Consider the following 7915-nt stretch of genomic DNA (forward strand, 5'->3'; position numbering starts at 1 on the left):
CGGCATTTTCCCGGACTGAATAAAATGATGAAGTTATTCCGGGACAATTACTTAATGTCCACTCTATGTATCACGGCTGTTATCTTTGAAAGTATCATGCAAAAAAAACAAACACAGCCCGATACTGGCAACGGTCATGACCCAGATTGGCATTAAGGCCCATTGAAAATCCGCCAGTGTCAAATGCCCGGTATGGGGCAGCAGGTAGCCTGGCAGGGTGATCATCAAGGCGCTGACCAGGTAAAGGCCACTATTGGTGATTGCTGCGGAAGTTCCCTCCAGTGAGCAGGGGACCATCTCGGCAGCCATGGTAAATGCCAGCATATGGGCGGCGCTGGAAAAACCAATAACAAACGACAATACGCTGGCAATGTAAAAATTACATGGGAAGTAAAGCAGCAGTAAAAGGGCCAGCGCGAAAACGGCAGCGTTAATCAGAAGCGCAAGTTTACGGCTTTTCAGGGATCGGGAGAGCAGGTCCATGACACCGGCCCCAAAGCCACAGCCAAGCCAGATAACCAGCGATGCCCGGTTAGCGCGGGCAGGCTCCATACCGTAACTGTGAATCACTTTGCTGGCCCAGACCACTGCCAGGGAGAGCAGGCCACCGAAGAGCACAGAGCCTATCAGGGTGGCTAACCAGATCTGACGTATGCCAAGCACCGTTATCAGCTCTTTAACAATACCCGTGCGGAAAGAAAGGGATACGTCAGAGGGGTGATTCCTGTCACGCAGAAACAGAAAGGCAATAGCCGTAAGCAACAAGCCGACGTAGGTAAAGCCCTGGATAATGTCACGCCAATGATAACTTTCCAGCAGTTCATTGATTAAATTGCCGCCGAAGAATGCGCCGAAAGCCGCCGCAGACTGGACCAGGCCAAACATAAATCCGAACTTGATACTGCCAAACCACTCTCCGCCCACAAAGCCTGCGCCGACAAAACCGAAAATAGCCCCGATAGCCATGATTATCTGGGCCACGATCACCATGGCAAAACTCTGGGCATGGGCCAGGACAAAAGCCCCCAGAGTGACGGTTAAAATGGCACAGGGAATCACATAGCGAATGCCAAAGCGATCAAGGACAGGGCCGGAAAATATCTGACAGAGGCCAAATACTGCGGTATAGACGCTGGCAACGACACTGACCTGGGGTACCGTGAGGGACAGGTCCCGGGCCAGCGAACGGTTGATAATGTTGTACCCGGTCTGCAGGTTAAATAAGAACAGCAGGAAGCTGGTGGCAATAATCCACATCCACCATGCTCTGGCACCTCCGGATTGTGTGCGGTTGTCCGAGGCCGGTTCAGGCATCCCCTACCCCTGTTTGTAGGTGTCTTTCATAAACACAATGGCAATAACCAGCACAACAATATTAATAATCCATATGGGGGTCATGGCCTCCTGGAAATCGCCCAGTGTTAACTCATGGGCCCGGGTATCCGGGAGCAGGTAACCTGGCAGTGAGATCAAAATGGTTCCGGCAATAAACATCCCGCTATTGACGAAGGCCGCCGATGTTCCCTCCAGCTCAACCGGCACCACTTCAGAAGCCATGGTGAAGGTCAGCATCTGGGCGGAGCTGACAAAACCCAGGATCAAAATGATGCAACAGGCTACGTAAAAATCCATGGGCAGGTAAAGCAGCGCCAGAATGCTGAGTATGTAGATGACCTGGCAGATGATCACGACTTTCTTCCTGCTTTTTGCCATGCGGGAAAATTTATCCATAAACGCAGCGGCAACCCCAGCCCCGAGCCAGACCAGCAGGGAGGCGGTATTGGCATCAGAAAGGCCAACACCGTGGCTCTGGATAATCTTGCTGGCCCATACCACGGCCATGCACAGCAAGGTGCCAAACAGGGCGGCCCCCATGAGCATAATGATCCAGATCTGCCCGACCCTGGCTGCATTAACCAGTTTTGACAGCACGGACATAACCGAGAATTCACCGGTCATGGGATGACTGTCGCGCAGGAAAATAAAAACGACAATGGCAAGGCAAAAACCGAAGTAGGAAAATGTCTCGATGATTTCCCGCCAGCTGAAATCTGCCAGACATTCATTAATGATATTGCCGCCAAACAGTGAACCAATACATGACGCTGTTTGTACAAAACCAAACATCAGGCCAAATTTTGCCGGGCCGAACCACTTTCCTCCGACAAAACCGGCACCGACAAACCCGAACACAGAGCCCAGCGCCATGACAATTTCGGCAACCAGCAGCATTTCAAAGTTCTCTGCCCTGGCCAGCAGCATAGCGCCAATAGCAACCACGGTAATGGCGAAAGGTGTGATCCAGCGAATCCCGAAGCGATCCAGCAACGGGCCTGAGAATAACTGGCAAATGGCAAAAACCACCGTATAGGTACTGGCCACCAGACCTATTTGGGCAACGGACAGTGACAGACTGCTTTCCAGTTCCGGGTTGATAATGTTATAGCCCGTTTGCAAATTAAACAGGAACAGGACAAACGTTGTGGCGATGATCCAGTAGAACCATGCACGGCCACCGCCAAGGGTAACGGTAATCGCAGTCATGGCAAATCACTCCTTATAAAAGCCGCTGTCTCGCTCGTATACCACCTCACCATTGACGATGGTGGCACGAACTGAACGGTCATCACCCATCACCAGTTGGGTGAACAGGTCCTCTTCCAGGGATTTCGAGAATGACATGCGGTAGCGGATCAGTTCTGTAGATTGCAGGTCCCAGACGACAATATCCGCCTCTTTACCCTCGGCAATGGAACCGATCTTGTCATCAAGGTAGATGGATTGTGCACCACCGAGCGTGGCCAGGTAGTAGCCCTGGATGGCGGTGAGTTTGTGGTTAAGCAGTTCGGATATTTTGTAGGATTCGTTCAGCGTTTGCAGGTGACAGAAGCTGGTGCCTGCACCGATATCGGTACCCAGGCCTACCAGGCACGGGTACTTGCCCCGTTTGGCCTGCTCCATATCAAACAGGCCAGAGCCAAGGAACAGGTTATAAGTTGGACAGTGGGATATGGCAGCCCGCTTTTCAGACAACGTTTTGAAGTCATCTTCGTTAAAATGGACGCAGTGGCCGAACACAGCACGCTCACCAATCAGACCATAATGGTCGTACACATCCGTATAGGATTTACGCTCCGGGAACAGTTCCTTGACCCAGTCTATTTCACCGGTGTTTTCACACAGGTGCGTCTGGATATAAACGTCAGGATACTCCTTGTAGAGGTCACCGGCCTTTTGCAGTTGTTCACCGGTACAGGATGGGGCAAAACGTGGAGTGATAACGTATTTCTGCCGACCATTATTGTGCCAGCGATCAATAAGCGCCTTGCTTTCGTCGTAGGCAGACTGGGCAGTATCCAGCAACCCATCCGGCGCGTTGCGGTCCATCCAGACCTTGCCGCACAACATACGGGTACCGAGCCGTTCGCTCTCTTCAAAGAAAGCATCCACCGAGTCTTTGAAAACGGTGCCATAAACAACACTGGTTGTGGTTCCTGCCTTTAAGGTGGTTTTGAGGAACATTTTGGCAACCGACGACGCAAAGTCTTTATCTTTCAGCTTTAATTCAGTGGGAAATGTGTATTCGTTGAGCCATTGCAGCAGGTGCTCGCCATAGGCGGCAATCATCGGGGTTTGCGGAAAGTGTACATGGGTATCAATGCAACCGGCCGTCAGCAATGAGCCGGAATAGTCCAGTAACTCAAGGTTGTTATTGACCAGACTTGACAGGTCCTGGTAGGCACCGACCTTTTCGATGGTACCGCCATTGAGGATAATCAGGCCATCCTTAAAGTAAAGGTAAGAGTCTTCAACCACAAACGGATCGGCAATATAAGGTAAGGATACTGCCGCGAATCGCTTTCTTATTACTCATGGACATAACCTCAAACATTTGATCGTCAGCGTCTGCTGAATGAATCATGCATATGTCGTTTATGTATGTCAGGTTAGACCACAATAAAAATCCTGCAATGCCCCCCCCCCATTGCTACAAACTGCACAATTATATTTGTCGTCTATTCTATCAGTAGTTCCGGTTTTTCACTTCCTCCAATGAGATGTTCCCATTGCCAGGTCAATCAGCTAAACAGGGTGGAAACAATGTTTGAAGGTGTCGTTCATGGCAATGTCGCATTTATGGTGATTGCGACGGTTCTGGTTTTTTTTATGACGCCGGGCCTGGCATTTTTTTATGGCGGGCTGGTTGAGCGAAAACACTCGCTGACCATTATGCTGCAGATTTTCCTGTCTGTTGGTGTTGTCACTATCCTGTGGATTTTTGGTGGCTTCAGCCTGGTCTTCGGTAACGATATCCTGGGTATCATTGGCAATCCTTTCCAGTATTTTGGCTTTCGGGATATCGTGTTTGAGGTTAACAGCCGTTATGGATTGACCATTCCATTTCTGATGTTCTTCATGTATCAGCTGATGTTTGCCATTATCACCCTGCCCCTGATGACCGGGTCAATCGTCAACCGAATCACCATGGGAGCCTGGATGAAGTTTCTGGTGATCTGGATGATCCTGGTCTATTTCCCCGTGGCCCATTGGGTATGGGGCAACGGTTTTCTGGCAAAAATGGGGTTTGTGGATTTTGCCGGTGGCACGGTGATTCATGTAGCCTCTGCGTTCTCGGGTCTGGCGGCATTATGGGTGCTTGGTTCCCGCAAGGTCATTACCGGTAAAGGGCCGTTTAATATGGGGCTGGTGGCTATTGGTGCTGGCATACTGCTCTTTGGCTGGTTCGGGTTCAATGCCGGAGGGACACTGGCTGCTGCCGGCACTACGGCCATTGTTTTCACCAATACCGGCGTTGCCAGTGCCAGCGGTATGATTGTCTGGTCAATCATGAGCTATCGGGAGAGCGGCAACTTCTCATTTCTTGACCCACTGGTTGGCGCTGTTGCCGGGCTGGCCACCATTACCCCGGCTTCAGGCTACGTAACCCCGATGTCAGCTTTCATTATTGGCGCTGCTGCCGGTGTGGTTTGTTTCTACGCCATAAAAATTCCCAGAAAAGCCGGTTGGGATGATGTGCTGGATGTGTGGGGGGTGCATGGCGTGGGCGGTTTTCTCGGAACCGTAATGATTGGTTTGCTGGCCAATGCGCTGGTCAATCATGTGGACGCAGGCTTCTGGCAGTTTCTTGTCCAGCTGTTTGGTGCCTGCCTTGTCGCTGTTTACGCCATGATTGTCTCTTATTTCCTGATGAAGTATCTGGATAACGCTTCGGATATCCGGGTAACCAAAGAGCAGATCGAGGCCGGGCTGGATAAGTCTCTGCTTAACGAACTGTACAGTGATGATTAGAGGCGTTTGCCAGTACGAAAATCGGGGCTTGACGCAATGGCACTGACTTGAGAGTGAAAGCCTTGCCATACGTAAGCTTTAAGGCACCCTATGATTTGAAACACAAAGGACACAAAGAGCACCAGGAAGAGCTTTTCTTTTCCTTTGTGCTCTTTGTGTCCTATGTGGTTCAAATCTCAACCTGTATCAATCCCTGTGTTTATGGGGCTTTTAAGCTTAAGTCAGTGACATTGAGGCTTGACGTGATTAGCCCAAATCTCCAAACGCTATTTCATGGCATTTCCTTTATTTTCCGGCAACTACCGGCCACTGAAAGGTGGCTGCATGCCCTCGTTATGCTGTGGGTGGTCTGGCAGCTGGTTACGTCTTTGGGGATGCATATCCATGGCAATACAACGGCAGCCCAATACTCCATTATTGGCTGGCTGCATATCTATGGCGGTATGGGCCTGTTCCTGCCTGCTGTTACCTTTTTTGCCATCGTACTGTACCGACGACGGGTCAACGACCTTTTTCCCTGGCTGAAAGGTAACCTTGGCCAGATCACGGCTGACCTGAAAATGCTCAAGTCGCTTAAGCTCCCCAAGGCCAATGCCGGTGGGCTTGCCGCCACGGTTGAGGGGCTGGGCTTGCTGGCGCTTTTACTGGCACTGTGTACCGGGCTGCTGTGGTTTATTGTCTCAACTATCTCATCTGCGTCTGCACCATTGTTACTTGAGATTCATAAAACCAGCGTAGGGGCCATTGAACTCTATTTTTATGGGCATGGTGCATTTGCCCTGCTTCATTTCATTGTCTGGTGGCGAGGCTGAAACTACATGAACATTGCTCAATATATGGTCAGTCTGTTCCATCATGCAGGCGTTCAACGCATCTGGGGTATCACCGGGGACTCCCTCAATGGCCTTGCCGACAGTCTCAGGGCCGATGGTCACATTGAGTGGATAGGTGTCCGCCATGAAGAAGTGGCAGCCTTTGCGGCAGGGGCCGAAGCAGAAATTTCCGGCAAGCTGGCCGTATGTGCCGGTTCCTGCGGGCCCGGCAATCTGCATCTGATTAATGGCCTGTACAACTGCTACCGCAATAGTGTACCTGTTCTGGCCATTGCTGCTGATATTCCATCCTCAGAGTCGGGTACACGTTATTTTCAGGAGACCGACCCCGGGCAACTATTTGCCGGTTGCAGTATATTCTGTGAAAAAATCACCACGGCTCAACAAATGCCACAGGTGTTGGAAACCGCCATGCGTCAGGCCATATTAAAGCGCAGTGTCAGTGTGCTAATCTTGCCCGGTGATATTGCCTTAACGCCATTGCCGACAAAAATACCCATAAAATGGCAGGCTCCCCAACCACCACTGACAACACCTGACGGACAACTCATTAAACTTGCTGCAGACATATTGAATAACTGTGAAAAAGTGACGTTGATGTGTGGTGCTGGCTGCCAGAATGCCCACGACGAAGTGATTGCATTGGCCAGAACGCTAAATGCCCCGATCGTTCATGCGCTCAGGGGAAAGGAGTTTATCGAATACGATAACCCTTATGATGTGGGGATGACCGGGCTGATCGGTTTTGCGTCAGGCTATCAGGCCATGGAAAACGCCGATGTCCTGCTGCTGCTTGGCACCAGCTTTCCCTATCGTCACTTTTATCCAAAGCACAGCCAGGTCATTCAGGTGGACCGGGCGCCTGAAGCCATCGGACGACACGTTCAGGTTGATCTGGGCATTGTCAGTGATGTACTTGCTGCCCTGTCTGTGCTTCAGCCTTTGCTGATACCAAAGGCGTCCAGCCAATTTCTGCAGAAATGCCAGCAACACTACCAGGCTTCCCGTAAAAAGCTGGATGCCGAGGCCAAAAACCGACACGCTTCATCACCCATACACCCACAAACCCTTGCCTGTGCCATCAATCAAAAAGCCAGTGACACTGCCATTTTTATTTGTGATGTGGGCACCCCTACACTCTGGGCTGCCCGTTACCTTAAAACCAATGGCCATCGACGTTTAATAGGCTCATTCAATCACGGCTCAATGGCCAACGCCCTGGCCCAGGCTCTGGGTGCGCAAATGGTTGACCGGCAAAGGCAGGTTATTGCGTTTTGTGGTGATGGTGGCTTTTCCATGCTGATGGGCGATCTGCTGACCCTCAAGCCCTATAACCTGCCAGTGAAAATAGTCATATTGAATAACAGCTCATTGGGGTTTGTTGACCTGGAAATGAAAGCGGCGGGTTTTGTGTCAAAGGCAACGAATCTGGACAACCCCTGTTTTTCAGCCATTGCTTCTGCCTGTGGTATGCAAAGTTGCAGGGTTTCACTGCCAAATGAGTTAAGCCCGGCGATAGATGACTGGCTACATGCCACTGGCCCTTCAGTGTTGGAAGTCGTGACGGATCGGCACGAGTTGAGCTTTCCCCCAAAAATGGCGCCGGAATATGCCAAAGGGTTCGGCCTGTACTCCCTGAAGGCCGTGATCAATGGGTATGGGGATGAGTTGCTGGAGCTGGCTAAGGTGAATTTGTTTCGTTAATCCATGTTCCGATAGCAACCAGTGGCACTTGACTCATACCGGTTTACGAAAGTCAAACAGCCCGGACC

The 7915-nt window shown here is 50.9% G+C and carries 6 protein-coding genes; 3 read left to right on the plus strand and 3 right to left on the minus strand.

All coding sequences use genetic code 11. From position 1 onward, the window contains the following. Positions 1-63 precede the first annotated feature (63 nt). From KDK14_RS04095 to guaD, 3 genes are read right to left on the minus strand one after another with little or no spacing between them, the layout of a single operon-like run. Positions 64-1314, minus strand: a complete 1251-nt coding sequence (locus KDK14_RS04095; RefSeq protein ID WP_257263747.1) for an MFS transporter — start codon at positions 1312-1314, stop codon at positions 64-66. 3 nt (positions 1315-1317) lie between these two features. Further along, the gene (locus KDK14_RS04100; RefSeq protein WP_257263748.1) at positions 1318-2544 is read right to left on the minus strand and encodes an MFS transporter; all 1227 of its coding nucleotides are present in this window, start codon (positions 2542-2544) and stop codon (positions 1318-1320) included. 6 nt (positions 2545-2550) lie between these two features. After that, positions 2551-3816, minus strand: coding sequence for a guanine deaminase (gene guaD, locus KDK14_RS04105; protein WP_257263749.1), 1266 nt, complete (start codon positions 3814-3816; stop codon positions 2551-2553). A 285-nt stretch (positions 3817-4101) separates the two neighbouring features. On the opposite strand from guaD, the gene KDK14_RS04110 reads away from it, so the two are divergent. The 3 genes from KDK14_RS04110 to poxB all read left to right on the plus strand — a co-directional run bounded on the left by KDK14_RS04110 (position 4102) and on the right by poxB (position 7847). Next, a complete protein-coding gene (locus tag KDK14_RS04110; protein WP_257263750.1) occupies positions 4102-5310 on the plus strand; it encodes an ammonium transporter in 1209 nt (402 codons plus the stop codon). Positions 5311-5405: 95 nt separating this feature from the next. Then, positions 5406-6122 (plus strand): cytochrome b/b6 domain-containing protein, encoded by a 717-nt coding sequence (locus tag KDK14_RS04115; RefSeq protein WP_257263751.1) that lies wholly within the window; start codon positions 5406-5408, stop codon positions 6120-6122. Positions 6123-6128: 6 nt separating this feature from the next. Further along, positions 6129-7847: a ubiquinone-dependent pyruvate dehydrogenase gene (gene poxB, locus KDK14_RS04120; protein WP_257263752.1), complete on the plus strand. Its 1719-nt coding sequence runs from the start codon at positions 6129-6131 to the stop codon at positions 7845-7847. Positions 7848-7915: the final 68 nt, after the last annotated feature.

The sequence above is a fragment of the Endozoicomonas sp. ONNA2 genome (assembly GCF_024606365.1).
In the GTDB taxonomy this organism is placed as follows: Bacteria; Pseudomonadota; Gammaproteobacteria; order Pseudomonadales; family Endozoicomonadaceae; genus Endozoicomonas.